Origin of the sequence: Plantactinospora alkalitolerans (assembly GCF_015690345.1) — a bacterium.
Classification (GTDB): Bacteria; Actinomycetota; Actinomycetes; order Mycobacteriales; family Micromonosporaceae; genus Plantactinospora; species Plantactinospora alkalitolerans.
In genome coordinates, this window is sequence record NZ_JADPUN010000048.1 from 1 (window position 1) to 26805 (window position 26805).

Annotated in this window: 24 protein-coding genes; 12 read left to right on the forward strand and 12 right to left on the reverse strand. The window is 68.2% G+C overall.

Translation table 11 applies throughout. The features are described from left to right. From I0C86_RS02765 to I0C86_RS02775, 3 genes are all read left to right on the forward strand, one after another. A partial coding sequence (locus tag I0C86_RS02765) for a multicopper oxidase domain-containing protein (protein WP_196199594.1) occupies positions 1 to 456 on the forward strand: 456 nt, incomplete at its 5' end. 6 nt (positions 457 to 462) lie between these two features. Next, positions 463 to 1803, forward strand: a complete 1341-nt coding sequence (locus I0C86_RS02770) for a sensor histidine kinase (RefSeq protein WP_196199595.1) — start codon at positions 463 to 465, stop codon at positions 1801 to 1803. Then, positions 1800 to 2483: a response regulator gene (locus I0C86_RS02775; RefSeq protein WP_196199596.1), complete on the forward strand. Its 684-nt coding sequence runs from the start codon at positions 1800 to 1802 to the stop codon at positions 2481 to 2483. The genes I0C86_RS02770 and I0C86_RS02775 overlap by 4 nt, the downstream gene beginning before the upstream one ends. 9 nt (positions 2484 to 2492) lie before the next feature. On the opposite strand, the gene I0C86_RS02780 is transcribed toward I0C86_RS02775, so the two are convergent. Then, positions 2493 to 2927, reverse strand: coding sequence for a MerR family transcriptional regulator (locus tag I0C86_RS02780; RefSeq protein ID WP_196199597.1), 435 nt, complete (start codon positions 2925 to 2927; stop codon positions 2493 to 2495). 55 nt (positions 2928 to 2982) lie between these two features. Here I0C86_RS02780 and I0C86_RS02785 point away from each other — a divergent pair, with 55 nt between their 5' ends. Then, positions 2983 to 3966 (forward strand): oxidoreductase, encoded by a 984-nt coding sequence (locus tag I0C86_RS02785; RefSeq protein ID WP_196199598.1) that lies wholly within the window; start codon positions 2983 to 2985, stop codon positions 3964 to 3966. A gap of 51 nt (positions 3967 to 4017) precedes the next feature. Further along, positions 4018 to 4839, forward strand: a complete 822-nt coding sequence (locus I0C86_RS02790) for a protein phosphatase 2C domain-containing protein (RefSeq protein WP_196199612.1) — start codon at positions 4018 to 4020, stop codon at positions 4837 to 4839. Positions 4840 to 4932: 93 nt separating this feature from the next. On the opposite strand, the gene I0C86_RS02795 is transcribed toward I0C86_RS02790, so the two are convergent. The 4 genes from I0C86_RS02795 to I0C86_RS02810 all read right to left on the reverse strand — a co-directional run bounded on the left by I0C86_RS02795 (position 4933) and on the right by I0C86_RS02810 (position 10773). Beyond that, positions 4933 to 7371 carry a glycoside hydrolase family 9 protein gene (locus tag I0C86_RS02795; RefSeq protein WP_196199599.1) on the reverse strand — a complete coding sequence of 813 codons (2439 nt, stop codon included), beginning with the start codon at positions 7369 to 7371 and terminating at the stop codon, positions 4933 to 4935. A gap of 286 nt (positions 7372 to 7657) precedes the next feature. Further along, positions 7658 to 8839: a LacI family DNA-binding transcriptional regulator gene (locus I0C86_RS02800; RefSeq protein WP_323373436.1), complete on the reverse strand. Its 1182-nt coding sequence runs from the start codon at positions 8837 to 8839 to the stop codon at positions 7658 to 7660. A gap of 187 nt (positions 8840 to 9026) precedes the next feature. Next, the gene (locus I0C86_RS02805; RefSeq protein ID WP_196199600.1) at positions 9027 to 9488 is read right to left on the reverse strand and encodes a tetratricopeptide repeat protein; all 462 of its coding nucleotides are present in this window, start codon (positions 9486 to 9488) and stop codon (positions 9027 to 9029) included. Positions 9489 to 9621: 133 nt separating this feature from the next. After that, positions 9622 to 10773 (reverse strand): FAD-dependent oxidoreductase, encoded by a 1152-nt coding sequence (locus I0C86_RS02810; RefSeq protein WP_196199601.1) that lies wholly within the window; start codon positions 10771 to 10773, stop codon positions 9622 to 9624. Between the two features lie 116 nt (positions 10774 to 10889). Here I0C86_RS02810 and I0C86_RS02815 point away from each other — a divergent pair, with 116 nt between their 5' ends. Continuing rightward, on the forward strand, positions 10890 to 11522 hold the full coding sequence (locus I0C86_RS02815) for a TetR/AcrR family transcriptional regulator (RefSeq protein ID WP_196199602.1): 633 nt from the start codon (positions 10890 to 10892) through the stop codon (positions 11520 to 11522). A 44-nt stretch (positions 11523 to 11566) separates the two neighbouring features. Here I0C86_RS02815 and I0C86_RS42835 read toward each other — a convergent pair whose 3' ends face one another. Together I0C86_RS42835 and I0C86_RS44845 are read right to left on the reverse strand one after the other, a co-directional pair. Then, on the reverse strand, positions 11567 to 13066 hold the full coding sequence (locus I0C86_RS42835) for a DUF3237 family protein (RefSeq protein WP_230393450.1): 1500 nt from the start codon (positions 13064 to 13066) through the stop codon (positions 11567 to 11569). Positions 13067 to 13347: 281 nt separating this feature from the next. Next, positions 13348 to 14556: a DUF418 domain-containing protein gene (locus tag I0C86_RS44845; protein WP_323373437.1), complete on the reverse strand. Its 1209-nt coding sequence runs from the start codon at positions 14554 to 14556 to the stop codon at positions 13348 to 13350. An 810-nt stretch (positions 14557 to 15366) separates the two neighbouring features. Here I0C86_RS44845 and I0C86_RS02835 point away from each other — a divergent pair. Beyond that, entirely contained in the window at positions 15367 to 16293 is a 927-nt protein-coding gene (locus I0C86_RS02835; RefSeq protein ID WP_196199603.1) for a transposase, read from the forward strand. 144 nt (positions 16294 to 16437) lie between these two features. Here the strand turns inward: I0C86_RS02835 and I0C86_RS02840 are convergent, their stop codons facing one another. The 3 genes from I0C86_RS02840 to I0C86_RS02850 form a co-directional block, all read right to left on the reverse strand. Next, positions 16438 to 17382, reverse strand: a complete 945-nt coding sequence (locus I0C86_RS02840; protein WP_230393451.1) for a WD40 repeat domain-containing protein — start codon at positions 17380 to 17382, stop codon at positions 16438 to 16440. Between the two features lie 175 nt (positions 17383 to 17557). Next, positions 17558 to 18208 (reverse strand): hypothetical protein, encoded by a 651-nt coding sequence (locus tag I0C86_RS02845; RefSeq protein WP_196199605.1) that lies wholly within the window; start codon positions 18206 to 18208, stop codon positions 17558 to 17560. Further along, the gene (locus I0C86_RS02850; protein WP_196199606.1) at positions 18205 to 19866 is read right to left on the reverse strand and encodes a hypothetical protein; all 1662 of its coding nucleotides are present in this window, start codon (positions 19864 to 19866) and stop codon (positions 18205 to 18207) included. The genes I0C86_RS02845 and I0C86_RS02850 overlap by 4 nt, the downstream gene beginning before the upstream one ends. Positions 19867 to 21069: 1203 nt before the next feature. Here I0C86_RS02850 and I0C86_RS44300 point away from each other — a divergent pair. From I0C86_RS44300 to I0C86_RS02865, 3 genes are all read left to right on the forward strand, one after another. Then, complete coding sequence (locus tag I0C86_RS44300) at positions 21070 to 21195, forward strand: hypothetical protein (protein ID WP_255527586.1); 126 nt, start codon at positions 21070 to 21072, stop codon at positions 21193 to 21195. A gap of 1135 nt (positions 21196 to 22330) precedes the next feature. Further along, on the forward strand, positions 22331 to 23974 hold the full coding sequence (locus I0C86_RS02860; protein WP_196199607.1) for a hypothetical protein: 1644 nt from the start codon (positions 22331 to 22333) through the stop codon (positions 23972 to 23974). Then, positions 23974 to 24561, forward strand: coding sequence for a hypothetical protein (locus I0C86_RS02865; RefSeq protein ID WP_196199608.1), 588 nt, complete (start codon positions 23974 to 23976; stop codon positions 24559 to 24561). Before I0C86_RS02860 ends, I0C86_RS02865 begins: the two co-directional genes overlap by 1 nt. A 664-nt stretch (positions 24562 to 25225) precedes the next feature. Here I0C86_RS02865 and I0C86_RS02870 read toward each other — a convergent pair. Both I0C86_RS02870 and I0C86_RS02875 read right to left on the reverse strand, forming a co-directional pair. After that, the gene (locus I0C86_RS02870; protein WP_196199609.1) at positions 25226 to 25984 is read right to left on the reverse strand and encodes a hypothetical protein; all 759 of its coding nucleotides are present in this window, start codon (positions 25982 to 25984) and stop codon (positions 25226 to 25228) included. Further along, positions 25981 to 26400, reverse strand: a complete 420-nt coding sequence (locus I0C86_RS02875) for a hypothetical protein (protein ID WP_196199610.1) — start codon at positions 26398 to 26400, stop codon at positions 25981 to 25983. The genes I0C86_RS02870 and I0C86_RS02875 overlap by 4 nt, the downstream gene beginning before the upstream one ends. A gap of 59 nt (positions 26401 to 26459) precedes the next feature. Between I0C86_RS02875 and I0C86_RS45350 the strand changes: the two genes are divergently transcribed. Together I0C86_RS45350 and I0C86_RS02885 are read left to right on the forward strand one after the other, a co-directional pair. After that, the gene (locus I0C86_RS45350; protein ID WP_196199611.1) at positions 26460 to 26597 is read left to right on the forward strand and encodes a transposase; all 138 of its coding nucleotides are present in this window, start codon (positions 26460 to 26462) and stop codon (positions 26595 to 26597) included. Between the two features lie 6 nt (positions 26598 to 26603). Next, a partial coding sequence (locus I0C86_RS02885; RefSeq protein WP_230393452.1) for a transposase occupies positions 26604 to 26805 on the forward strand: 202 nt, incomplete at its 3' end.

Below are 26805 nucleotides of genomic sequence, written 5' to 3' on the forward strand. Positions count from 1 at the left end.
GCCCCGCCCCCGGCGCCACGACCGGCCGGCCCGGAACCGTTTCGGATGATCATGGGCGACTTCCGGTTCGACGACCGGACGATGGAACCGACCCGGATCGACCGGGTGGTCCGCACCGGCTCGGTGGAACAGTGGGAGATCGGCAACCGTGGCGGCATCCCGCACAACTTCCACGTGCACGGGGCGGCGTTCCAGGTGCTCGACGCCGACGGTGAGCCACCGGCGCCGTACCTGACCGGCGAGAAGGACACCGTGTACGTGCCGCCGGGCACGACGATACGGCTCCGCGTACGGTTCCTGGCACACTCGGACGTCCGGTCGCCGTACATGTTCCACTGCCACGTACTCGCCCATGAGGACGCCGGGATGATGGGACAATTCCTCACGGTGTCGGCCCAGGACGAACCCCTGGTGCCGGCCGACCTCACCGACGCCCACGTCGGTCACGGAAAGTGAGGTCTGATGGGCCGGCTCGACGTGTTGCTCGCCCTGGCCAGCGGGATCACCATCGCCGTCGCGACCGGGGTGGCGAGCGAGCCGTCGAGCCAGAGTTCGGGAGCGGCCGCCGGCACCCTCGGCATCGTGATGGGCGTCCTGCTGCTGTTCCGGCGTGCCCGGCCGGTCCTCGTGCTGATCCTGTCGCTGATCGCGGTCATGGGATACAACCTGACCGACTTTCCCAGCGTCTCGCCGATCTGGCCGCTCCTGGTCCCGCTCTACACGGTGGCTCGGGCGGGGCAGCCGCTGATCGGCGCGGCGGTCGGCACCGCCACGCTGCTCGTCTCCACCGGCTGGGTGCTGCACGTCGGCGTCGGCCCGCTCGAACTGCTCGACGGTGTGCTGCGCGAGGCCGCGCTGCTCGCCCTGGCCCTGGTCGCCGGGGCCGCCATCCGCAACGGTGAACTGTTCGCCCGGGAGGCGGCGGCCCGGCTCGCCGCCGAACAGGCGCAGCAGAGGCGGGAATCCGCCCGGCTGGTGCTGGCGGAGCGGATCCGGATCGCCCGGGAACTGCACGACGTCACCGCCCACACCGTCGCGGTGGTCGGCATCCAGGTCAACCTGGCCCGCGAGCTGATCGCGAGCGATCCCGACGCCGCCCGGGACCTGCTCGACCGGACCCGACAGGTCAACGTGGACGCGATAGCCGAGTTGCAACGGGCCGTACGCCTGCTGCGTGAGCCCGGATCGGCGGCCGAGCCCGACCGCAGGTCCCCGCCCGACGAGACGCTGCTGCCGGACCTGCTCGACCGCGCCTCCGAGGCCGGCCTGCGTACGACGTTGAGCGCCGACGGCGAACCGCGAGCCCTGCCACCGACCATCGGGCTGACGCTCTACCGGATCGCACAGGAATCGGTCACCAACGTGCTGCGCCACGCGAACGCCGGATCCGTCGCGGTGACGCTGCACTACGCGGCGGACGGGGTCGGCCTCGACATCGTCGACGACGGTACGGGCCGGACCATCGACCCAGGTACGGGCCGGACCGTCGACGCCGGTACGGGCCGGATCACCGACGCCGGTACCGGTGTCGATGCGGAGAGTGGAGAACCGTTGCCGGGATCCGACGGCGGCCACGGCCTGACCGGGATGCGGGAGCGGGCCGGAAGCCTCGGCGGGACGCTGCACGCCGGACCGCGACCCGAGGGCGGGTACGCCGTCCACGCCTGGCTGCCGCTGGCCGCGCCCAGGGGCACCGACGACGCGACGTCCGGCCCGCCCAGTGACCGAAAGGCCAGTGACCGAAAGGCCAGTGACCGAAAGGGCGTCGCCGGGCGCCCCGGGTGGGGGAGCATGCCCAGGTGACCATCCGGGTGCTCCTCGCCGACGACCAGCCGCTCGTCCGTGCCGGGCTACGTGGACTACTGGGCCTGGACGGCGATATCGACGTGGTGGCGGAGGCGGCCGACGGCCGCGAGGCGCTCCGGCTGATCCGGCAGACCCGGCCCGACGTGGCGCTGCTGGACATCCGCATGCCGCACCTGGACGGGCTCACGGTCACCGAGCAGGTCACCGCAGATCCGGTGACCGCCGACGTCCGGATCGTCGTGCTGACGACGTTCGAGGTCGATGCGTACATCTTCCAGGCGTTGCGGGCCGGGGCGAGCGGTTTCCTGGCGAAGACGGTCAGCCGCGAGGAACTGTGCCACGCCGTGCGGGTGGTCGCGGCCGGAGACGCACTGCTCAGCCCGGGCGTGACCCGCCGGGTCATCGCCGAGTTCGGCCGCCGTCCCGAACCCGCGCAGACGTCCCCGGAGCGGCTCGCCGTACTGACCGCACGGGAGCGCGAGGTGCTGGCGATGGTCGCGACCGGGTTGGGCAACACCGAGATCGGCCGCGCGTTGCGGATGAGCCCGCTGACCGCGAAGACCCACGTGAGCCGGATTCTCACCAAACTGGGCGTCCGGGACCGGGCCCAGCTGGTGGTGCTGGCGTACGAGACGGGTCTGGTCCGTCCCGGCGGCGCCGCTACCGCCGAACCCTGACCCCGGGGCCTACGTCCGGTCGGCCGGCTCGGGTGACGGGGTGCTCCAGAGGCTGCCGGCGGTACCCCGGGACAGGTGCGCCTCGTAGACCTCGACCTTGTTCCTGATCAGGTCGAGACACTCGTGCAACCCCGCGATCTGGTCGAGGACCCGTTGCTGGTGTCGGCGCAGAAGTTCGAGCCGCTCCTTCTCGTTGCCCGGCCCCTGACCGACCAACTCGGCGAGACGGCGGATCGTGGCCAGCGGCATTCCGGACGCCCGGAACTTCCGGCAGTTGGTGAGCCACTGCACGTCCCACTCGGTGTAGACGCGACGGCCGTTCGTCCTCCGCCGTACCTCGGTGGCGAGCAGCCCCTCACGCTCGTAGAGCCGGAGGGTGTGCACGCTCAAGCCGGTCCGTTCCGCGACCTGCCCGATGCTCAGGTCCGCCGGAATGTCGACCATGACCCGGAGCATACGCGTTGACCTAGACCACGCTCCAGCATCTACCTTCGCCCGCATGGACAAGCCACAGGACAACAATGGTTCGACGCTCGGTGCCCGGAGCACGGCGGCGGAGGTGGTGCGCGGTATCGACCTCTCCGGACAGCTCGCCCTCGTCACCGGCGGCTATTCGGGCCTCGGGCTGGAAACGACCCGGGCGCTCGCCGGTGCCGGCGCCCGGGTCGTCGTTCCCGCGAGGCGACGGGAGGCCGCCGAGGCAGCGCTCGCCGGAATCGACGGCGTCGAGGTCGACGAACTGGACCTGTCCGACCTCGCCAGCATCCGTGGCTTCGCCGAACGGTTCCTGAACTCCGGTCGCGCCCTCGACATCGTTCTCAACAATGCCGGGATCATGGCCTGTCCCGAGACCCGGGTCGGACCGGGCTGGGAGGCGCAGTTCGCCGTCAACCACCTTGGGCACTACGCGCTCGTCAACCTGCTCTGGACGGCGATCGCGCGTGCCGGCGCCGCCCGCGTCGTGGCGGTTTCCTCGGGGGTGAGCCCGGCGTCGTCGATGCGGTGGGACGACCCGCACTTCACCCACGGCTACGACAAGTGGCAGGCGTACGGCCAGGCGAAGGAGGCGAACAGGCTGTTCGCGGCGCGGCTCGACGTACTCGGTCGGGACGTCGGGGTGCGGGCGTTCTCGGTGCATCCCGGATACATCCTCACCCCGCTGCAACGCCACCTCGCGACGGCCGAAATGGTCGCCGCCGGCTGGATCGACGAGCACGGCAACCAGACGAACGCCGAGTTCAAGACGCCGGCGCAGGGCGCGGCGACGCAGGTCTGGGCGGCAACCTCGCCCCAACTGGCGCAGGTGGGCGGGGTGTACTGCATGGACTGCGCCATCGTCGACCCGATCGCCCTGAACCCGGGATCCGGCACCGGTGTGCGGACGGCCGATGACGATGCCGACGATGCCGTACGCCTGTGGGCGCTGTCCGCCGAACTCACCGGCATCGACGCCTTCGCCGCGCAGACGGGCGCCGGTTGCTAGGGTCGACGCCCTGGTCGGCGGGAGGGGTGGTGGCAGGACGTGCGGGTGACGATGACGAGCGTCGCGGCGGTACGGGCCGGCCGCGTGAACGAGGACTTCACCGGTGCGGTACCGACGGCGGCGGTACTTGTCGACGGCGCCGGCATCCCCGACACCGGTTCGATCTGCCGACACGGCGTGGCCTGGTACGCCACCCGCCTGGGCGGCAGCCTGCTCGGCCTGCTGTCACTCGTGCGGGGCCGCAGCCTGCCGGGGCTGCTCGCCGAGGCCATCGAGCAGGTGACGGACGACCACCGGGACAGTTGCGACGTCGCCAATCCCATCAGTCCGTCGGCGACGGTGGCCGCCCTGCGCCTGTGCGACGGTCTCGTCGAGTATCTGGTTCTCGGCGACGCCGTCCTCGTGCTCGACAGGGCGGACGGCGTCCCACTGGTCGTCTCCGACCCCCGGGAGGTGGACATCAGCCGGTCGTACCGGTCCGCGCTCGAAGCCACCGCCGAGGGTAGCGACGAGTACCGCCGACTTCTCCGGGAGCTGCGCGCCAACCGGAACCGGCCGGGCGGCTTCTGGGTGGCCAAGGACGACCCGATGGCGGCGGACGAGGCGGTCACCGGGAGCTGCCCGGTTTCCGAGCTGACCAGTGCCGTCCTGCTCAGCAACGGAGCCAGCCGCTTCGTCGACCGGTTCCGGCTGGCCGACTGGCCGGGGGCGATGGCGGTCCTGGCGTTGAGCGGGCCCACCGAGATCATTCGTCGGGTCCGGCAGGCGGAGGCACGCCACGCGGTGGCGGCGGACGATGCGACGATCGTGCACTGTACCGACCTCGCCGACCTCGGCCCTTCCGCGGACGAGGCAGGTAGTCCCGACCCGTAGCTGCTGGTCGACGCCGCTACGTCCCAGCCGCCACCGCGCCTGTGCGGAGTCGCCGCCGGACATCGGCTCCGGCGGCGACCGCGGAGATGACGGTTAGCCGCAGGTGCTGCCGTTGACGGTGAACGTGGCGGGGTTGGTGTTCGTGCCGTTGTGGGCTCCGTTGAATCCGAAGCCGACCGAGGCACCTGGTGCGACGTCGCCGTTGTAGCTGGCATTGGTGGCGGTGACGGTGGTGCCGGACTGGGTGACCGTGCTCGACCATGCCTGGGTGACGGTCTGCCCGCTGGGGAAGCCGAACCGGAGAGTCCAGCCGTTCCACCGGGTGGTGCCGGAGTTGGTGATGGTGATGCTGGCGGTGAAGCCGTTGTTCCAGCTGTTCGCCGAGTAGGTCACGGCACAGGAGCCGGTCGGGGTGCTGCCGCCGGCGGTCCGGAGGGTAACCGCCGGGGACAGTGCGGAGGTCTGCCCGGCGGTGTCTCGGGCACGTACGGCGATCGTGTACTCGGTGTCAGCGGTGAGACCGGTGAGCGTGGTGGAGGCGGTGGTCGTCGTGGCGACCACGGTCTGCGCGCCGCCCTGGACGCGGACGACGTCGTAGCCGGCGACGCCCTGGTCGTCCGTCGAGGCGGTCCAGGTCAGGCTCGCGCTGGAGGCGGTGATGGCTGAGGCGGTGGGCGTGCCCGGAGTGGTGGGTGGGTTGTCGGTGGGGGTGCTGCCGCTGCCGGCCTTCTCGGCGGCCCAGTTGGCGAGCCAGGCGAGGGCGGCGTTCCAGTTGATCGCGACCTCGTTCACGGACCAGGCGTTGATGTCGTCCAGGTAGCACTTCTGTGGCCGGCAGCCCGCGAGCTGCTGCTGGGCGACCGGGTCTTCCAGTCCCGCGTTCGGGCCACCGGCCAGCGCGCCGGGTGGTGCGGTCGGCAGGGATCCGTCGAGCTGATTGGCCCAGAAGCGGTGGTGGACGTTGCGAGCGGCGTGTTCGCCGTAGCCGGCCACGTAGGACTGGTTGTACGGGTTGCGGCCGAAGAAGTAGTCCAGGGTCTGGTAGACGCCGGCCCGATAGCGCTGCTGCCCGGTGAAGTCGTGGGCAAGGGCGAGGATCGTGGCGTTGTTGGCGGTGACGCCGTTGGAGCCCCAGTAGTAGCTGGCCGGGCTGCCCGCCGGAGCCGGGTAGCCCTGGCCGCTCATCGTGTTCAGCAGCCGGTCGGCGAAACCGGTGATCGCCGATCGGGTCGCCGAGATGTCGGAGGCGGCCAGTCCGTTGGGGACGATGGCGAGAGTGGTGTCACCGAGACCGGGAGTCCACCACCAGTCGTGGCCGCGCTGGTTGAACCCGGCGCCGCGGAAGAACGACGACGCGGTCAGGTCGGAGCGGTAGCCGGACTCGCCGGTGGTGACGTACAGCTCGGCGGCGGCCCAGTAGAACTCGTCGGCAACGCCGTCGCCGTCGGCGTAGGAGCCGCCGCCGGTGCCGTCGTTGGGGTCGGCCGGCCGATTCGGGTTGGCCTTGGCCGCCGTGTACGCCTTCCGCGCGGCCGCCAGCGCCCGTGCGGAGAAGGTCGGGTCGATGGTTCGCCACACCCGGGCCGCCTGGGCGGCGACCGCGGCGAGGTTGAGGCTGGCGGCGGTGGTGGGTGGCGACAGCAGCCGGGGTTGCGGGTCGGCGTCGGGCCGCAGGGGCAGTGCGGTCCAGTTCTGGTCGTGGATCTTGTGGTGGGCCATGCCTGCGAGCGTGCGCCCGTCGGGGACCTGCATCCTGAGGAGGAACTCGACCTCCCAGCGGGCCTCGTCGAGAATGTCGGGCACGCCGTTGCCGCGCTCGGGGATGGCCATTGTGCTGTCGCCGAGCGGCGCGGGGTCGGCGCCGGCCACGTTGACGGCCCGCTCGTACTCGTTGATCAGCTGCCAGGCGGAGATGCCGCCGTTGATCACGTACTTGCCGTGGTCGCCGGCGTCGTACCAGCCGCCGCGTACGTCCAGGTTGTAGCCGCAGGAGGTACGGCACGGCACGCTGTTGTCGCCCTGGTTGGGTGCGACGTTGACGTGCCCGGCCGGCCGGGCGTACTGCGCGCCGACGTGCTGGGACAGGATCGGGGTGCCGCTGCGCTGGTGGTAGAAGAACGCAAGTGCGTCGTACCGCAGCCGGCGGACGGCGTCGGCGGAGATGTCGAACGGGTGGCTGTTGGCGCCGGCGGCCGAGAGTACGTATCCGGTGCCGGCGGTGTCGAAGGAGGAGAAGTCGACGGTGTGCACGTTGTCGCCGGACAGCGAGTCGGTGCCGCGCACCGTGCTCTGCCCGGACGCGACCGTCGACCCTGCGGCGTTGCGGAGGGTCCACGCGATCGGCGCACCGGAGCTACTGACCACCGTGGCCTGCTTGGGCAGGCCGGGAACGTACGCCACCTGGTTGACCTTGACGACCGGGCCCGGATCAGGGGCGGCCGACGCGGGAGCGCCGAGGGCAACGAGGCTGCCGCACACCAGGACGGCTGTGGCCGCCGCGGCAACCGCGCGACGGTGAAGCTGAGGGGACATGAGTTTCTCCTGAAGTCGCGCACGACCGTCGTGGTGCCATGGAAAACATTCGTGGTATGGCAGAACGTTTCCGGCACCGACCGGTGCTCTCACCAGCCCGACGCGGCGTGCACAGCGGAAGTGCAGGGGAGGCGGTTGCCCATCCGCCCACGAGTGGTGGCCGTCGCGTGCGGCGGAACGCACCGCGTGTCAGGCCATTCATCGGCTCCACGAGCATCGTGCCTCAGGACCGATCGACCGTCAACGATCGTTCGAAATCGAGAAAGATTAAATCGACGGTGCCCGCTCAGCGTCGGCGGCGGCGCGCCGCCGAGCGGGAGTCCGTTGCCGAGCGGGAGTCTGCTGTCGGACGGGAGTCCGTTGGCGAGCGGGAGTCTGCTGTCGGACGGGAGTCCGTTGGCGAGCGGGAATCCGCTGTCGGACGGGAGTCCGTTGGCGGTGCGGTGCTGTCCCGCACGATGAGCGTGGTCGCCAGTTCGATCCGGTCGTGTTCTGGCCTGCGGCCATCGGCGAGGGCCAGTACCAGTTCCGCTGCGGTGGCACCCATCTTCAACAACGGCTGCTGCACGGTGGTCAGTGCCGGACCCACCCACTGCGCGAACGGAAGGTCGTCGAAACCGACCACGCTCAGCTCCTGCGGTATCCGCACTCCGGCGGCGCGGGCCGCCTCGTACACACCGAGGGCCTGCAGATCGTTGGCGGCGAAGATCGCGGTCGGTGGATCGGGGAGCGCCAGCAGGACGTCCGCCTCGGCGAAGCCGCCCTGCACGTACAGCGGCGCCGTTCGAACCAGGTCCGGGTCGAGGGAAATACCGGCGGCGTCCGCCCCGGCGCGGTAACCGTCCAGCCTCGCACGGCAGCACAGGAACTCGTCCGGTCCGTTGATCATTGCTATTCGGCGGTGGCCGAGCTCCAGCAGATGGCGGGCGGCCATGAGACCGCCGTTCCAGTTGGTCGCGCCGACGGAGGGGGTCTGATGCGCGGGCTCGCCGGACGGGTCCACGATCACCAGCGGAACCGCGCGGCTGGCCAACTGCCGCGATTGCAGTTCGGTGAGTTTGGCCGAGACCGCGACGACGCCGGCCGGCCGGCGGGCCAGAACATCCCGTGTCCACGCCTCGTCGGGGGTGAGGTGCCCGCCCATCTCGCTGACCGCCACGGCCAGCCCGTGCGGCCGGACCACCTGCGACACGCCTCGGACGATCTCCAGCGCCCACAGGCTGTCCAGCGCCTGGAAGACGACCTCGACCACCGGGGTCGTAGGCTCGGACTGCTCCTGGCGCCGGTAGCCATGGTCCTGGATGACCTGCTCGATCCGCAGCCGGGTGTCCGATGCCACGCCCCGACGCCCATTGAGCACCTTCGACACGGTTGGTGCGGACACGCCGGCCAGGTGGGCGATCCGTGCGACCGTCAATCCGCCGCGTCGGCGGCCGCTGTCGGGCTCGTCGGGACCGGGAACGTTCACGACCGCAGCCTAGGCGACGATCTCGGCTCGGCGGTGGGGCCCGTGCCACCCGCAACAGGGCGCCACCCGGCCCTGGCAACTCGGCCTCGCCGGGCTGGAGGTAGCACGCGACTGGCGGCGGAGGGCGATGCCGTCGTCGCGGCTGCGGCGGGCCGACCGGGACGGCGGGCCGACCGGGACGGCGCGCCTACCTGGAGGACAGCAGCTGCGCCAGCCGATCCAGGCCGCCCTTGATCAGTTGCGCGTACTCGTCATCGCCGAGCGCGCCGATCCCCGCCTGCGCACGCTGCAGGTGATCGCGGGCACGGTCGAGATCGCCGAGCTTGCGGTAGCACTCAGCCAGGTTGAGGTGCAACGACGGATACAGGCCCGCCACCGGCAGCGTCACCCCGGCCTCGGCAACCTGGGCATCGGTGAGCAGGTCGGCTGCCGCCAGCGCTCGCTGATCCCAGACCAATTCCTGTTGTACGTCGTCCTGCACGTCGGCCATCGCGTGTGCGAGGACGCAGATGTGCAGCGGATCGCCGTGCTCCCCGCCGATCTCATCCCAGATCTGCGCGAACAAGTCGCGAGCAGCCTCCCGCTGACCCTGGTGATGATGCAAACTCACCCCTTCGCCAATGCGGGTGAGCGTTGCATCGGTGATCATCGGCTGCTCCTGCACGGCTCATCTCGCGACGACGGCATCGATCGTACGTGCCTCGGAAGCATCGGCAGAGCCTCCCGACACCTCTGCCGCTTCAGTTGTGGCGTCCCAGCTCTCGCGATGGGCCCGGTCGTCGTCAGTCGACTTTGGCGAACATCCGGTCAGCCATCCGGAGCGAGTTCTCGATGGTGTCGAAGCCGCGCGGCAGCATGACACGTTCGTATGCGGCGACCGCCTCGGAAAGTGACTTCTCGCCGCGTACGGCAGAAATCAGCTCGCCGGACAGCGTGGCGGCGTCCCGCAGGGCGGTGTTGGCACCGACGCCGCCGGTCGGTGGCATGGTGTGGATGGCGTCGCCGAGCAGCGTCACCGGGCCGGAGTTCCACGTGTCGACGCGCTCGCTGGCCCGGATCATGATCGGGAAGAACGTGTCGGTGTCGGCGTGTGCGAAGAGCTTCCGGACCGCCGGATGCCAGTCGGTGGTGGCCTCGACGGCGATCTGCCACAGATCCTCCGACGGAAGCTTGAACAGCTTCTCGTCGGGGATGCCGAGACGTTCGGAGGCCGCGACGAGGGTGGTCATCAGGTAGTCCGACGCGCCCTCGGGCCGGGAGCGGAACCGCACCGTCGCGAATCCGGCACCGTATCCGTCGTCGTCGGCGACCCAGCAGAAACCGCGGTTGAAGTCCTCCGGGATGAGGGTGTCGGTGGTTTCGGTGATTGTCATCCGGCCGTAGACACACCGGAGGCCGACATCTCGTACGGCGGCGTGCGGAAGCAGTTGCCCGCGTACTGCCGAACCGACGCCGTCCGCGCCGACCAGCAGGTCGCCCTCGTCGCTGCCACCTTCGACGAACTCCACCCGGACCCGACCCGAACCAGTGACCTGGTAGCTGGCCACCGTCCGTCCGAACCGGACAGTGTCGGCCAGGCCGGTGAGCAGGCCCTGCCGGAACGTGTTCCGGTCCACGTGGGTGATCTCGTTGCTGGTGAGGCCCGGGAAGTCCTGGGCCATCACCCGCTCCAACCGGTGGGTGTACGCGGCGACCAGGTCACCGTTGACTCCGCTGGCGCGGCGGACCCGGTCGAGCACGTGCGCCGGCAGGCAGGTCCGGAGCGCGGCGTTGCCGTCCGGGTCGAGGTGGATGCGGTATCCCTGATTGCGGATCTGCGGCGTGGGGTCCTGCTCGTAGACGGCAACGTCCAGGCCGCCCTGGCGGAGCGCCTGCGCGAGCGCCAGCCCGCCGATGCCGGCGCCGGCAATGAGGACCCGTGCTCCGTCTGACATCTCGCTGTCCTTCCTCGAACGGGACGGTGCTGTCGACCTCATCAGGGTCAAACATCCGAATGACTTTGTCAAGCAGACGTATAATTAGCTTTGTCAAGCGTACGTATAATCAGCTCGTGCCGTCGTCGAGACCCCGTAGGTCACCCAAGCCGCAGGAGCGGCAACGCGACCCAGAACGCACCCGCCGGCGGATCCTCGACGCGGCAGCGGCCGAGTTCAGCGCGCACGGTTACGCGGGTGCCCGGATCCGGGCGATCGCCGCCAGGGCGGGCGTCAACCAGCAGTTGGTCTCGTACTACTTCGACGACAAAGAAGGCCTGTACCGGGCCATGTCACAGCAGTGGCAGCAGCGGCAACGCGAGCTGGTGCCACCGGGTACACCCATGCCGGAGCAGTTGCGCCGCTACGCCCTGGAGATGTTGCGCAACCCGGAGGGCGTGCGCGTCTTCGCCTGGAGCGGCCTGCAGTACACCGGCCCGGAGGACGACCCCGACGGTACCTCCCGTGCCCAGCTACTCGGCAGCAGCGTCGACGAGCTTCGGGCGCTGCAACAGTCCGGCCGGCTTCCGGCCGAGGTGGATCCGGCCTGCCTGCTGGTCATGCTGATGGCCGCCGCCATGGCGACCACAACCCTGCCGCACGTCATCGAAGGCGTCTGCGGCGTCGACCCCAGAACCCCCGAATTCGTCGAACACTTCGCCGACCAGGTAGCCATCCTCGCCCGGCTCGTCGGTCTGGAACCTGCCTGACCGCTGGCACTGGTTCGCGCCCAGGGATGGCGTGGGACGACCGGCTACCGGCGCTCGTAGAAGGTGATGCTCACGCCGCCCGACGCGGGACCCGGGTCGGAGCTCAACCAGGTGTTCGCGTTGAGGAAGGCGTAGGGGCCGGCTGCGCGGGCCTCGAAGGTCGGCACCAGCCGGCCGAATGGCCCGCAGTTGCGGACCAGGATCAACTCGCGGTCGTTGGTCAACAGGGTGTACCGGGCGTCCAGCGTCGTGGTCGAACCGATGAGCTGGTAGTCCGCGCCGCCGGCAAGGATCGATCCGGTCACCCGGCCGCTGGTCGTACCGCCGGTGATGGGGATGATGTTGCGGGTTCCGCGCTTGCTGGCGCCGACGGCGAGGCTGGAGCCGAGCGTGACGGATTCGGTGAACACGGTGGCGCCCCTCGTCCCGCTGCCCGCCGCGCAGTTCCAGAGTTGGTTGGGCTGGCCAGCGGGGTCCGTGAGCTGGATCAGCGGCTCGGCCGGGGACACGCCGGAGACGTCGTAGACGGTGAGTTCAATGGTGTTCGTCGCGGTGTTGACCACCCGGGTGCCGGCGAACGTCCCGGTGTTCAACCAGGCGTGCGGGCTTGAGTTCGGCGCCTCGAAATCGGGCACGATCCGGACCGTGGAGTCACCGCTGGGTGCGACACCGCAGCTGCGAAAATAGATGAGGGTGCCATCATTGGTACGCAGGACGTTGATCTCTTCGAGCTCGGTCGTTCCGTTGCTGAGTGTGAGTTCCAGGTCCAGCCCGCCGGGAAGAAGGGTGCCGCCGAGCCGCTCCCCGGTGAACGTGCCGCCCTTGACGTCGAGGATTCGGCGACGGCCGTACTGGGTGATGCCCACATCGTGGATGGTGCCGAGTTGGGCTGCGGCGCGGAGGACGAGCCGGCCGCGCGTCGGGGGCACGATCCCAGCGGGGGTACCGCACGTCCATGACGGGTCGGGCATGATCGTCGGCTCCGTGCCGCCTGGCGGCGTGGTCGGGGTGGGTGACGCCGTGGGCGGCGTTGTGGGTGACGCTGTGGGCGGCGGCGTGGGTGAACTCGGCACCGAGGGCGTGGCGCTCGGCGTGCCGGTCGGTCCGGACGGTGAGCTGGACGGGGTGATGCTGCCGGTGCAGGGCGTACCGTTGAGCGCGAAGTCGGTCGGCACCGGATTGGTGGCGCTGTTCCACGACCCGTTGAAGCCGAAGGATGCGCTCGTTCCGGTGGCGAGCGTGCCGTTCCAGGTGGTGTTGGCGACGGTGACCTGGGCGCCAGCCTGGCTGACGGAACCGTTCCAGAGTTGGGTGACCTGCTGTCCGGCGGTGAACGACCAGGTGAGTCGCCAACTGCTGATGGGATCGCCGAGGTTGGTGACGGCAACGTTGGCACCAAAGCCGCCGGGCCACTGGCTGGAGATCGTGTAGGTCACCCGGCATCCCGTGGCGGCGTAGGCCGAGGTGGCGACGCCGCCGCCGCCGACGATGACGGCGACGGCGATCACTCCCGCGAGCAGGGGCCGACAGTGGACGGTCCTCATCTGGTCCTCCTGGGTCGGCGGCCGAGCCGTCTCGCACGACGGGTTGCGTTGCCAACAGTGTCCCGATCGAGCGGAGGTTCGTCAATCGACACCCTTGGATGGATGAGTCGTAACCATCTTGACTTGTTCCCTGGTGGCGACGCGTTTCTCCGTCTTGGCCCGTTCCCTGGTGGCGGTGCGTTTCTTCGTCGAGTGGCGGCCGACGATCGCCCCACGGACGCCTCTCCAGCTTCGCGGCCACTGTCCTGCGGCCGCGAAGCTGGATGATCGAGAACTGCCTGTTACGCGGAGGGCCGAGACCATTCCGGTCGTTCCTGGTTGGTCCAGGCCCGTAGGGCCCACTCGGCCGGGCCGTACCGGTGCCGGCCCAGCCACCACGCGCTCAGCGCCAACTGTCCGCAGAAGACCGCGATCGCCAGGAGCAGGACCGTCAATGGTGCGAGTTCGCCGACCTGGCCGAGCCCGAGCCCCGTGAAGATCAGTACGCAGATCAGTGACTGGCCGAGATAGTTGGACAGCGACATTCGACCGGCGGGTGCGAGCGCCGAGGCCACCCGGGCACCGCGTTCGGTGCGGAACAGGCGCAGCGCGGTGGCAACGTATGCCGCCGTGAGCAGAGGGGCGGTGACGATGCTGATCATGAGGCCGGTCAGGTTGCCGGTGCCGCCGCCGACGACGAACAGCAGTGCGCCGGTCAGACCGAGCGGATAGCCGACAAGTTCGACGCGGCGCAGCAGCCGGCTGTGCCGGGCCACGTTGCCGAGCGCCTGGCGTTTGCCGGCCGCGAGGCCGAGCAGGAAGGCCGATAGCGCGAGGGGTCCCTGCACCGCCAGGGCTGAGACCATGGCCGGCAGGGAGCGGAGATGCTCGAGGATCACCGAACCGAGCCCTCCGCGCAGCGCATCGGTCGTGACCTGGCCGGCCGCGAGCGCCTCCGCGTGGTCCGGGGTGATGCTTGCGCCACTGACCGCGGCGAGCGCGACGAGGAACGCGATCGTCCCGAGCAGCGCGGTGGCGGCGATGACCGCGGTACGTGCGCTGATCTGCCTCGCGGCCAGCAGGACAAGCCCGAACACGGCGTACGTGCTCAGGATATCGCCGTGGAACAGCAGTACGGCGTGCAGGACGCCGAGGGCGAAGAGTCCGACGACCCGTCTGCGGAACTGGGGCACGAAGTCCACACCGCGACGGGCCGCGGACTCCATCTGCAGGGTGAAGCTGTACCCGAAGAGGAAGGCGAAGAGCAGGTAGGCCTTCATCGCGACCAGCATTTCCACCAGACTGATGACGCCCCGATCGATCCAGGAGTCAAAGCTGGGATCTCCGACCAGATGGAACGGGTAACCCGACGCGAAGTAGGTGATGTTGACGACCAGAATTCCGAGCAGCGCCAGGCCCCGTAGCGCGTCGACATCGGCGAGCCGTGGCCCGGCCGTCGACGTCGTCGCAGCCTCCTGGATCCCTGTTCCGTGTTCGACCGACGTGCTCACAATGCTCCTATGGGGTGCTCCGGGGCCTGAATCCTTCCGGGATCGACGCTATGTGTCGGTTCAGTCCCCGAACAGCCGGCAGCCGGGAGCGCGTGCGGTAGGTGGGCCCTACCATCGACGATCCGGCAGGCTGGACGGGGTGGTGTCGCCTCGACCGCCGCTCCGGCCCGAACACCGGGTCAGCCTCGCGGAACTCGCCGATCCGGCACCCACGACGAGGATCAGCTCGGCGATCCGGGCCACCGGTCCGGGCCGCGTACCTACGACGGCGAGACTCGTCGATGGCCTACCAGCCCGCAGCGCGCTCGGCACCCGACTGCCCGAACGCGTCGAAGCCGGCCGCATCGACCTGATGATCGACTTCCCCATGCATCCGCTCGTTCCGACCGGAGGGTGGGCGGGGTGGCGGTGTCAGACGGAACTCGGACGGTCGTGGTCGACCGGATGGTGTTCGCAGCCGGCTTCCGCCTCGACCGCTCCAGCTACGTCGCCTGCCTGGCGGTAACGGCGCGATGCCGGTGGCCCGCGGTCGGCCGTCGCACACTCAACGGGCTGGCCGGTCCCGTGCCTGCGAGATGCCTGACCGTGCACCGCTGTGGCCGCCGCTGTGGTGGGGCCGCTTGGCTGGTTCCAGCGTCGCCGCCATGCCCTCACACCCAAACCGGCATTTGTGTGCTCTGGCGAACACATGCCGAACTCACAGGCGCTCACAGCCGCTCACAGGGAGACGCTGCCGGCCGCTGTGAGAATTACTCTCCGTGGCTGTCGGGATCTCCGATGGCCTGTGAGCGCGGCAGGGCCCCGGACCCGATGCTGATCGACCGGGCGGCCTACACGGCGGACGCCGTCGCGCGTCCCTCCCCAACCAGCCTGGCCGTCTGTCCTGCCATCGCGGTCGCCGGCCTGCACAGCCGGGGCCCGCGCACCGTCACTCCGGACGGCATCACGGTCGTGGTGCGCCTGCTGGTCGACCGCCGCGACGAACTCGGCCGGGCCCGTACCGACATCATCAGCCGCATCCACCACCTGTTACTCGAACTCATCCCCGGCGGAGCGAAGAAGTTCCTCACCCGCGGCCAGGCCAGCTATCTGCTACGCACCGCCCCACCGCCGGCCGGCATCGTCGCTGCGACCCGCCACGACCTGGCTCGTGAGCTCATCGAGGAACTCACCATCATCGACGCCAAGATCCGGGCAGCCGACAAGCAACTGCGCCAGCTCGTCACCAACCACGGCAGCACTCTCACCGAGCTTCATGGGATCGGTCCGTCCGGGGCAGCCCGGCTGATCGGCGACATCGCAGACATCCACCGGTTCGCCACCGCCGCGCATTTCGCGTCCTGGAACGGCACCGCCCCGCTCGAAGCGTCCTCCGGCGACCAGCGCCGTCATCGGCTCTCCCGCGTCGGCAACCGGAGGATCAACCGGGTCCTGCACATCATGGCGATCGTTCAGCTACGCCGTGACACACCTGGCCGCGCCTACTATCGTCGCCGCCTCGCCGAGGGCAAGACGACGATGGAAGCCCTCCGCGCTCTCAAGCGCCACCTATCCGATGTCGTCTTCAAGCGAATGCTCCACGACGCAAGATGTGGCCGAGCTGGTGAAAGGGGTCCGGGAGGACACTCGGGAGCGACTCTGCAATCCAACGCGGACGGCCCGATCCCGACAGCCGCCTCTTCGGACAAGTCACAACCCGGACCCGCCACCACGAAGCCTAAAACAAAATCGCCATGATCCCTTGACCTAGAGGGGAACCAGAACAGGGCGGTCGATCTTGATGCCAAACCATGTCTGAATGAGCTGATTTAACTGACCCTCTTGGTGATTTCATCCTGCGGTCGAACGTTTCATTGTCCGGGCACCCACACAATCGAAGCGCTATTGGTTCGCGACGGGTGTCGGAACTGCGCAGGTCCGGCTCGGCGGCGTCTCGTCCGGCAGATATTCCTTCCAGCTGGCGAGGGAGATTGCCTCGAGTCCCTCGCAGAGTTGCTTGTCAGGATCGGTGAACACGTCCGGGTTCCATTCCAGAATCTGCTGGTCGTCGCCGACGCTGAACAGGCGGCTGTCATCGGGGCTGAAGACCAAGCCGTTGACCGGGCCGGAATGCCCGACCAGCGGTGTGCCCCGCGACGCTCCGTCGCGCGTGCGCCAGAGCCGGATCGTGCCGTCCGAGCCGGCGCCGGCCACCGTCTGCCCGTCACGGCTCAGCGCCACCGAGAGCGCCGGGCCGGCCTGGACCGATAGCTGGAGCTGGCGCAACGGCTTGTCCGACACGGTGTCCCACAGCCGGGTGACCCCGTCGCCGTACGTGGCAGCCAGCAGACCTGGCATCGACGCCGAGTACGCGACCTGGAACGCCGCCTGCATCTCGGTCCGCGGACCGTAGGCCAGCTGTTTCACCGACCTCTTGACCAGCACGTCCCAGATCGCCACCACCCCCGACTGGTAGGCCACCGCCAGCCGCGGTCCGTTCTGGGTGAAGGCAAGACCGTAGGCGCCATCGTCGGTGGGCAAGGTCAGGGTGGCGGTCTGCTGCCGGGTCCGCGGATTCCACACGTACACCGACCCGTTCTCGTTCCCGGCGGCCAGCAGGTCGCCCTCGGGGCTGAACGCTACGGAGATGAACTGCCGCAGCGGAACCGTCCCGGCCTTGACCGGCAGTCCGCGCAGGAGGGCGCGGGTGTTCGGGTTCCAGAGACGTACCGTCCGATCGGCGCTCGCGCTCGCCAGCAGGCCGCCGTCGCTGCTGAACGCGACGGCATTCACGACATCGCTGTGGTCGCCCTTCGTGCCACCCGTAAACTTGCCGAGGCCCGTCAACCGCGTCGCCAGCCGCGCGGCGAGCTCGCCGGTCAGCTCGTCACGGCCGTAGAGGATCTTGGCGTGCTCCGTTAGATCGGGCCACAGGCCCAGGTACGGCGAGCCCGGCCACTCCGCCTCGTCGGCGGATCCGCGGGGCCTGCTTACTTACTCGGATCTTGTTGAGATCGTTTTACTACTCCAGCCCGGCGGTGATGACTTCCATAGAAGCTTTGAATGCCTCGATCGCCTGGGTTCGGTACTGCGATTTCTTGTCACCCTTCACGTCCGTCGTGATGTAGCCGAACTCAGCGCTCACCGAGATGTTGTCCTTGACGGTCTCGAAGCGGAAGTTGTACAGGTATCCGTGGATGCCATTCTTGCACGGCTCGTTCGCGCACGGTAACGAGTTGGTCAACGGACCTGTGTCATCGAGGGCGAGCAGCTTCTCCACCTGAGGGGTGTATTTCGGGAACGGCACCCGCTGGCGTTCTTTTTCCGTCAAAACGCCATAGTTGAACCGGGCTCTACCGAAGACAGATGCCTTGGTGGCTACCTCGTAGTAATCACCTTCCGGTTCGATACCGCACATTGGTGCATTGGTCGCAAATTTTGGGTGGTAGTACTTGGCGGCGTACCGGACGGTACCGTCGCCTGGCAGCGTCACCGTTTCTTCCAGCGCGTCGCAGACCGCCTCGAGGCTAGCCTCGCTGGCTGGCGCAGTGGACCCTTGGACAGTGGAGTCCGGGGATGGCGACTTCGACTTGTCATCGCCGGGGTTGGCTGACGATGTGCAGCCCGCCAGCATAAGTGTGACGGCGGCGCCGATCACCGCTTGCCTCATCACCGGGTCGCCTCCGTCTCGTATTGCTGCCCGTCCTGGTCGTCGCCGCCTGGGGTCGTGTCGTTGACATAGGAGGGCGCACCCGGTATGTGCACCTGCCAGCCGGTGCGGTCAGTGTCCTGCGCCCAGTCTAGGGCCTCGCTCGGAGCGGGGGGCTCGTCCCAATCCGCCATAGTGGCGTCGAAGGCGGCCTTGGCATCAGCGTCTGTCGCCGCGTAGGCCTGCGCCGCCGCCTTGATCTGCTCGCCCGCGGCGTAGAGGCGTCCACAGGCGGTCTTCAAATACTCGCTGTACTCCACGACGAGGGCCTTGACCTTCGGGTCGGCGGGGCCTTCGGATCCGTCCTTAGTGGCCAGCGAAGCGTCGGCCGCTTGGACGTCGCCGATTTTCGGAATGAGCCGTTGCTCGTAGAACTCCGCGCATTCAAAGCAGGTGTCGGCGAACTCCAAGACGGTATCGACCTCGACGTGAAACCCTTCCTGGCTGCCGCTGCCGGTGGCGGTGTTCTCGGTCAGGTCGTACAGCTCCAGGTTGAAGCTGTGAATCTCGAAAACGGTGTCGTGGAGGCTGTGGATGCCGTTGTTGTAGTCGTTCTCCCGGGAGAACAGGTCGTTGGCCTGCTCGTCGAGATGGCCCCAGAGAGCGGTGATCACCGCCTCGACATCGTGGGCGTAAACGGTATGTTTGATCTTCGGTGCGAAGTTCTGCCCCATGATGCCGATAAGCTGAACACTCGCGCCGACAGCCCCCGCCACCGGGACCCAACCGCCGGCGATGCTGAGCGCCGTGCCCATCCCCTGGAAGGTCTGCCACACCGGGTTGAGGTCGGTGGTGACCACCCTGGTCTCATCGAGTGCTTTGCTGGCGTCGCTGAGGATTTTCAGCGAGCCGGAACGCATCTCCTGGATGATGGTGCCTCTGGCGCTGTAGAGGTTGTGGATGCTCCCGGCGATCCCGGCGGTGTTGAAAAGGGTCGGAGCGATCGAGGCGAAGAAGCCGTCTTTGAGGGCGTCGGCGGCCAGCCCTGTCCAGGCTTGATACCAGAGCCCATTCTGGCCGCTCGCGCCGACGAGCTTGTCAATCTTGTTGATCAGGTCGGCGTTGCTCGCGGGCACGAAGCCGGCACTGGACTGCAGGCCCAGGGCAGCGCCGATCGCGAGGATCGCCTGCTGCGCGTCCTCGATCGCGCGCTGATCATGCCTGTCGAACTTCGGCAGCTTGGCGAGAACCTCGCTGCCTTCACAGTAGGCCCAGTACTCGACGCTCTGCATGATCGAATCCATGCCGCAATCGATCTCGCTCGGCGCGATTACTTCATTGCCGTAGCGATCGGTCGTGAGCAACAGCCCGGAGGTCTGCTGCTGGCTGTTGATGCGTCCCGGGCAGGAGGGCATACCGCCTTGCTGGTCGCTCTTCGCCCATTCGACGACCTCGCATGGGCCATAGACCAGGTGAAGCCGGTTGATCGGATCGCAGTAGTCCCAGAGGTCCTCCCCATAGGGAGCCTGGTAGCGGTGGAACGCGGTCTTGACTGTGTCGTTCTGCCAGCAGGCGATCGCGGTCTCTTGGCGCCAACGTTTCGTCAGGGCCTTGCGGAACCCGTTCACCTCAGCTTCGAGGCGGGCGTAGAAATTGGTGTCGTAGATGATGTCGCCGGACATGAAGATCTCCCCGTGTCGAGGGTTCCGAGCCACTCGAGCCGTGCAGCGGCACCTGCCTGGCCGGGCACCGATTGACGTGTCCTAGTCGCACAGGCGTCATCGCGTCCACGGCTGAGCTAGTTGGCGGAGCCGGCGAGCGCGGCCGCACTGACATCGAGCATACTCGTTCCTTGACCCTTCTCGGACATGATCTTGCAGGTCAGAGCCCGGTGGCGGGAGTCGGTGATCGATGAAGGCGAGGGTCCAGGTAAGGCAGCAAATCTGTGAGAGGGCGGTCGCGAACCGTTTAGGTTGATCTACGTGTTGGGTCCGTTTGGAAATCGTTCTGCGGATCCACGGAGATAGTGATCATTCGATGGCGTGACAGATGAACATCGGTCGCTTCTGGCGTGCTGGCTGCACGGGTCATGAGCGCACGCAAGCCGTACCCAGCGGCGTCACCGATGAACAGTGGGCGCTGATCGGCCCGTTCCTGGACGCCTGAAGAGCCAAGCGGATCTCGGTCGCCGGCGCCACGGCGAACAAGATCTCCGAGAGATTGTCAACTTGATCCTGTATCAAAATGGGCCGGTTGCCAGTGGGCGTACCTGCCACACGACCTGCCCCAGAAACCAGTGACTTACGACTATTTTGGCCTCTGGTGCGACGACGGCACCGACCAGGTGATCCACGACCTGTTGCGCTGCCAGACCCGGGAGACGACCAGCCGGCGCGAGGACCCGGCCGCGGTCGCCCTCGACACACGTGGTTCACCGTCCGAGCCGCCAGAACCATGGCATAACCGCGCAAGACCTGCCGGTAGTAACGCTCCTCTTTCAATTCGTCGATGTGAATCAGATGACTTACTATCATCGGCAGATCCGCGCACCCCGCACCCGGGTCGCCTCATGATCATTTGCACGAAGGGTGAACGGGCTCTGGAGCTACCGCCGGCACCACTGTGGTCAAAAGCCAGGAGTGGTTCCGGTTCGCACGAACCATGTCCGAAGCCGCCGAGACTCCGCCCAGCGCCATAGCTGACAAGATCGATCACGAAGTTCGCGACAGAGCCCCGATCTCGCGAACGAAGCCGTCCTGCTGTTCCTCGACCGCCACACCGGTACGCCGCTGGCGGTCACCGACACCCACCTGCACCTGCTGCGGGTGGGGAACCGCCCCGACGAGGGTAGGCCTGACACCCGAGAGCCGCGCATCCTGTGGAGCATGGACCGGCGGCACACCGCCTGGATCGACGCCCAGCACGGCTCAACCCGGGCGCTGCTCTTCCAATCACCATCAAGTTCGACGACGGCCGGGCGGGGCTTCGGCGTCACCGCTGGATCGAAGTGAGAGAAGCGCGTCGTCGAGGGGATTGGGCATGCCCGGGCCGTCACCTGCTGTGCACCACGTGTGCTCTGCCGTCCCTGACCGGCGGTGAGTGATGCTGCCTGATCATGATCGCCCGTGCGGGTCCGCCCGTCCGGCCCGATCACGTGCGGTCGGTGTGCGGTCTCCCGGTGGCGGTGCCAGCGCTGATCGCCGTTGGGGCTCCCTGCGGTACGCTGACAGCCGCCGCTAGGTAGTGTGGATCACCGCGCCCTCGTAGCTCAGGGGATAGAGCATCGGTTTCCTAATTTGGATTACCGATGTCGATGTTGGCCGCCGACCTGCAGGTCTCTTCGCTGACTTAATTCATTCTTTGTTCAACGCTGCTCGTTGCGTGCTCCCTCGTCTAATAGTCGGACAGTTTTGGCAGCGGTTCGTTGGATAAAGAGTTGGGCGACACGTGACACCGTGTTGGCCCAAGGTGCCGATGGTGGCGGCGGGGACCATCGGCGCCCGCAGGTGCGAGCTTGGCCCGTTGAATCCAGAAGCCTCTGCGTGTTCCGAAACCGTCGTGGTTCAGCGCGGTGCGGCGGGTGTTTGGCGGCATCGGGCCAAGACTGGAGTCACGTCTCGGACCGTACTTGGGCCGAGTGGTTTTGCGGTGTTTTTGAAGAAGCTATGTAGGGCAACCGAGGCAGAGGGTGCTGGCGAGCTATGTGCAATGCCGCCCCGCCTCGGGGAAGGCCGTCGGCCGTGCTCGTGTCGCCGGTTCCCCCTAAGCGTCATCCCTGGGATGAGCCGTTCGGACCCGAGGCGGGGCATCTTTGCGGTCTTGCGTCCGTGGGCGTCGAGTCGCTCAACCAACAGGTCGAACGACGTGGCCTGCTCGAAGGCGTCGCCGTTGCGTAACCGTTCAGCGAGGAGGTCCTTGTCATCGAGTTCTACCCAGACGTACGGCTGGCAGGTCACCGGCACTCCATTGCGCTCGTACCGCCACGGCCCGGTTTTGGCGATCGCTCGCTGCACTTCTAATTGGACCAGGCACTCCGTACCGGCCGGATCGCCCTCGCCGGCCAGTGCGTCCGCCGGACCGGCCGGCACCGGTACGCCCGCCGGCCACGGCGGGAGCGCGGTTGCTCTCGGGTGCCACGATGGCGGTGTGGCTGAAGAGGGGCAGGTGTTCGGCTTCCATCGCGTCTTCGAAGGCCCCTCCGTTCGGATCGCGACGGGCTCGCTGCTCGCCCTGCCGGGACGCGTGGCCTCCATGCACGAACTCGCGCACCAATCCCTGACCGAGGGGACCTCGTTCGGCCACCTGATGTCGATCTGCGCGGTGTACGACCGCGTCGCACCGTCGCGTACCGCGAACCTGCACCGGCTCGCCAGCCAGTGCCGTACGGTCCACGAGTCCCTCGCCACGTTCGAGAGCGTCTGGATGGCGGCCGACGGCGACCTGTCCGTGCTCGCCGGGTCCCGCGAATACCTGAGCTGGTACCGAGACGCCGCCGAGGCCGTGCCATTCGCCGACTACAGCAGGCTCACGCTGCTCGCCATCCAGACCATCGCGTCCGCCTGCATGAACGGCCCGGTCCTGCACGGCCTGGCCCGGTCGGGGCCCGATGACCCGGCCGCGTGGCGGGTTGCGGCGCCGGACCGGCCCGACCGTCGGTTGGCACTGTTCCATCGCGGTGTGCCGGCGGAATTCTGGTCCGAGACTTGGCGGGGATGTCGGGATCTGCTCGGGGAAGAGGCGTGGCCGGTGTTCGTGCCGCCGGCGCCGTCGGCCGCCGCGCTCACCCGGACGTTCAGCGAGGAGTTCGACCCGCTGGTTTCGCGGGTCGCCGACTACCTGGACGAGCGCATCGAGGGCCTGCTGGAGAAGCATGGCGTCCGCACGGTGGGGAGCAGCGCCGACGATCTCCAGGCGGCCGTCGAGGCGGTGGAGGCGGCCGCGCCGGCAAGCCGAGGACGGATGAGTTTCGCCGACGACCTCACCGCGAGCGAACGGACCCTCGCACACTTCTTCCGGGAACGGGTTCTGCTATCCGACGAGCCCCGACCGGCACGGATACTCACCCTGGACGACCCCCTGAGGTTTCCGTTCATCCAGGCCGGACACGACGGTGGACCACCCTTCGTCTACGTGATCGTGCGTGCCGCCAGCAGGCTGCTCGACCAGTTCAGCTTTCCCGAGGGAGACCGCTACCGGCTGACGACACTGGGGAACACCCTCCTGACTCTGATCGTCGCGCGGGGTCCAGACGGCGAATGGCTGCTCCTCGACCTCCAGCGACCCGCGGAGATGGCAGATCTGGCCAACCTGCTCGCGGGCCACGCCGAAATCCACCTCACCTGGTCGCTGGCGTCCCTGGCCGAGGCGACGAACGACGACCCGGACGCCAGCGGCAGGCCACTGGCCACGGCGGTCCGGGCCATGGAACTCGCTGACTTCAGCCTGGCGCTGCTCGACTTCCCGATCGTGGCGGCGATCCGCGGCTGGGCGAAGCAACGACTGCGGTTCCGCTACACCTCCGGCATCGTCCGAGTGAACGGCACCAACCAGCTGCACCTGGTCACGATGCAATTCCCGGGGCGGGACAATCTCGTGATCGTGCTGTGCGGCGGTCACCAGGAGTGGGGGCTGCGGCGCTTTCTCGACGAGGAATACCCGGACGCCACCTGGGACCCGGACCTGCTCCCCGAGAACTCCCAGGACACGGCGCTGCGCACCCTGCCGTTGCTGCTCCGCTCCGAACACGTCATCGACTACCGAGCCCTCCTCACGACCAGAAGGATGACCTGATGCCGGACCTCGTGACCCTCCTGACCACGGACGACGCCGAGCCCGTGACGCTCTCCAGCACCGAGGTCGAGGTGTGGTGGCTCGAAGCGGCCGGCGACACCTACCCGGGACGGCAGGGGTTGCAGGTCGTCCTCGACGTGATCAAGGAGTCCGGAGCCGACGACGGGCAGTTCGCCTTCCGGCCGTCCGGCTGGGAGGTCCGGCTGAGTCGGTCCGCCGCACAGAGCCTGCTCACCTCGGCAATCCTCGGTGGAGTGCTGGCAGTCGTCGGCGCCGACCAGCTCCCCGCCGCGGTGCTGGCCGCGGCCGTACCGCTGCTCTTCGACATCCAGAAGGTGCGGCTCTCCGGCGGTGAGCACTACCTGCTGGCCCGGCTCCGCGCGGTCCCGGGTGCGACTGGCTCGACCACCACGGCGGAGGAACTCCACGCCCTGCTCCCCGAGGAGCTACGCGACCAGACCTCCCTCGTCGACTTCATGGAATTCCTCGACGCCTGCCACCGTGCCGGCCAGGCCGACGTGAACGCCGACGGCAGCGTCCTCCTGCACGCCCTCGCCGACCGGAAGTTCCGCATCAACTTCCGCTGACCGCCGGTGACGGGCGGAACCGGCAGCTTCCACCGGCGGAACCGGCCCACACTTGGGGCAGGGTCAGCGGGACAGGGTGCGTTCGGCCAGTTCGTGGAGGACCGTCCGCATGTCCCCGGTGCGGTGCAGAGTGCGGCGCTGGCATGTGGCGCCGTTTGCCGACCCGGCGCAGCCGGAAGCGCACAAAATCGAGGTGGCCGTGTTCCCGCAGGGCTCTCCCGACGGTCGAGAACAGATTGCCGACGAGTTCCCAGGCGGGCCGCGCGGTACCGAGCCGCGCCGGGTGGCGATACACGGCGGCGATTCTCGAAATGCCACTTTAGCTGGGCTACCTCAGACGGCGCCTGGAGGCAGCCGGCGGCAACGTCGAGATCCGGAGGATTGATTCGCTCGACGAGGCCGCCGGCCTCGCTCCGGTTGTCGTCAACTGCACTGGCTTGCTGCACTGGCTTGGGCGCCCGAGATCTCGTCCCGGATTCAGACCTGACACGGATCCGGGGGCAGAAGGTGCTTGGGGGCGGCGGCCGAGTCGTGCCAGACCAGGCGGAGAGGTCGCAAGTCCCTTCGACGGGTCGCGGCGGTCGGCAGACTGGCGCTTCCGTCCGCCGTTGCGCGTTGGCTCGTCGTGTCGCGTGCAGGGTCTTCAGCCAGGGTGTTCGAGGGGTCAGGACGATCCTGGGTTGTTCCTCCGCAGTCGCGGCGATGTCGTTGAGAGGGCGAACAACGGCTCGGCGAGATCCGGGGCCGCGTGCTCGAGTTCTGGTCGGCGTCCGGCTTCGATCAGGGTCACGGCCAGGCCTGCGAGGTCCACACGCGCGGGTTCGTCGCCACCGGCCATGGCGCGCAACGCGAGGACGAGTATGCGGCCGTCGATGCTGTCCGCGTGCTTTTGGATCAGGGTGGTTGCGAGGCTGGCACCGTACCCGTCGTGTGCGGCTTGCGAGGTTGCCAGGCAGTAGATGGCGCTGGCGGCGGCAACGGGAGTAACGACCGCCTCGTCGATGAGTTGGTGGATGATTCCGCACACCTCTTCTGCGGGCAGACGGTAGGCGTCGGCGCGCATGGTGCCCAGCAGCAGTTCGGTGACATCTGCATTCGCGGTCAACAGCTTGCTGCGGGCGAGGTCCGTAGCGGCCTCGGACGCGGTCTTGTAAACCGCGACCAGGTCTTCCGGCGAGGGGCTTTGCGAGATCGCCAGCCACATCCGTGTGAGGCTGTGCGCCACCGAGCTGTGACGGCCGTCTTCCGGTGCGGTGAATTGAGTCAGCGCGGCGGGTATCCGACGGATCAACGGCTCCAAGGCGTGCAGCAGGGCGTCATCGCTTAGGTGGTTGCTTATTTGCATGGACCTAAGCGCGGGCGGTACCTCGAAGATCGCCCCGAAAGGCAGATCGCTGCTCGCGCCATGTTCCAGCCCGTTCATCCAGTAGGCGTCCACCGGATCCGGCAGGTCGCTTGTCCATTCGCGCGCGTGCTCGAGAACGATGTCACGGCGACCGTCGCGCCAACTGCGGGTGACCCGAAGACCTCCATGGCGTCCATCCACATGTAGCTGGGAACGGCGGCCTGCCACTGCAGTGCCGAGTTGCGCAGCATCGCCGCCGGGTCGTTGGTACGGGTGAACAGGTCCGACGCGCGCAGTTCGGCGCCGCAGGCCAGGGTCAGCAGGAGCAGATTGAACGAGTAGGTGGCCATCCAGTGGTCGATGCGCTTGTCGACCGGGCGGTAGCGGCTTTCGGCGTACTGCGGGCGGGTCAGGGACTGGGCGGTGCGGCCGATCAGCCAGCTGCGGATGCGGGTGCGGTCGGGATCGTCGAGCAGTCCGGCGATGAATGGCATAACCGTGGTGTGCCCTTCCCCTCGTAGCGTGGAGGCTAGAACTTGAGGGATAGAGGTTCATGGCTGAGACGAGAAGGCAGTTCGATCCGGAGTTCCGGGCGGGCGCGGTGCGGATCGTGCGGGAGACGGGTAAGTCGATCGCTCAGGTCGCCCGTGCCCTTCCCCTCGTAGCGTGGAGGCTAGAACTTGAGGGATAGAGGTTCATGGCTGAGACGAGAAGACAGTTCGATCCGGAGTTCCGGGCGGGCGCGGTGCGGATCGTGCGGGAGACGGGTAAGTCGATCGCTCAGGTCGCCCGTGACCTGGGGATCAATAGCGGAACCCTGGCCAACTGGGTGAAGAGGGACCGCGAGCTTCGCGGTGAGGCCGCTGCCGGGCAGTTGGCCGAGGACGAGCGGGCGGAGC

What these genes read in the sequence shown, in the direction of transcription:
- I0C86_RS02805 (WP_196199600.1), bottom strand. Translation starts at nt 9,488, where the DNA reads ATGATCACCGATGCAACGCTCACCCGCATTGGCGAAGGGGTGAGTTTG.
- I0C86_RS02835 (WP_196199603.1), top strand. Translation starts at nt 15,367, where the DNA reads ATGCTGATCGACCGGGCGGCCTACACGGCGGACGCCGTCGCGCGTCCC.
- I0C86_RS02780 (WP_196199597.1), bottom strand. Translation starts at nt 2,927, where the DNA reads ATGGTCGACATTCCGGCGGACCTGAGCATCGGGCAGGTCGCGGAACGG.
- I0C86_RS02870 (WP_196199609.1), bottom strand. Translation starts at nt 25,984, where the DNA reads ATGAACGGGCTGGAACATGGCGCGAGCAGCGATCTGCCTTTCGGGGCG.
- I0C86_RS02810 (WP_196199601.1), bottom strand. Translation starts at nt 10,773, where the DNA reads ATGTCAGACGGAGCACGGGTCCTCATTGCCGGCGCCGGCATCGGCGGG.
- I0C86_RS02785 (WP_196199598.1), top strand. Translation starts at nt 2,983, where the DNA reads ATGGACAAGCCACAGGACAACAATGGTTCGACGCTCGGTGCCCGGAGC.
- I0C86_RS42835 (WP_230393450.1), bottom strand. Translation starts at nt 13,066, where the DNA reads ATGAGGACCGTCCACTGTCGGCCCCTGCTCGCGGGAGTGATCGCCGTC.
- I0C86_RS02795 (WP_196199599.1), bottom strand. Translation starts at nt 7,371, where the DNA reads ATGTCCCCTCAGCTTCACCGTCGCGCGGTTGCCGCGGCGGCCACAGCC.
- I0C86_RS02850 (WP_196199606.1), bottom strand. Translation starts at nt 19,866, where the DNA reads ATGTCCGGCGACATCATCTACGACACCAATTTCTACGCCCGCCTCGAA.
- I0C86_RS02790 (WP_196199612.1), top strand. Translation starts at nt 4,018, where the DNA reads ATGACGAGCGTCGCGGCGGTACGGGCCGGCCGCGTGAACGAGGACTTC.
- I0C86_RS44300 (WP_255527586.1), top strand. Translation starts at nt 21,070, where the DNA reads ATGGACCGGCGGCACACCGCCTGGATCGACGCCCAGCACGGCTCAACC.
- I0C86_RS45350 (WP_196199611.1), top strand. Translation starts at nt 26,460, where the DNA reads ATGGCTGAGACGAGAAGGCAGTTCGATCCGGAGTTCCGGGCGGGCGCG.
- I0C86_RS02865 (WP_196199608.1), top strand. Translation starts at nt 23,974, where the DNA reads ATGCCGGACCTCGTGACCCTCCTGACCACGGACGACGCCGAGCCCGTG.
- I0C86_RS02770 (WP_196199595.1), top strand. Translation starts at nt 463, where the DNA reads ATGGGCCGGCTCGACGTGTTGCTCGCCCTGGCCAGCGGGATCACCATC.
- I0C86_RS02875 (WP_196199610.1), bottom strand. Translation starts at nt 26,400, where the DNA reads ATGCCATTCATCGCCGGACTGCTCGACGATCCCGACCGCACCCGCATC.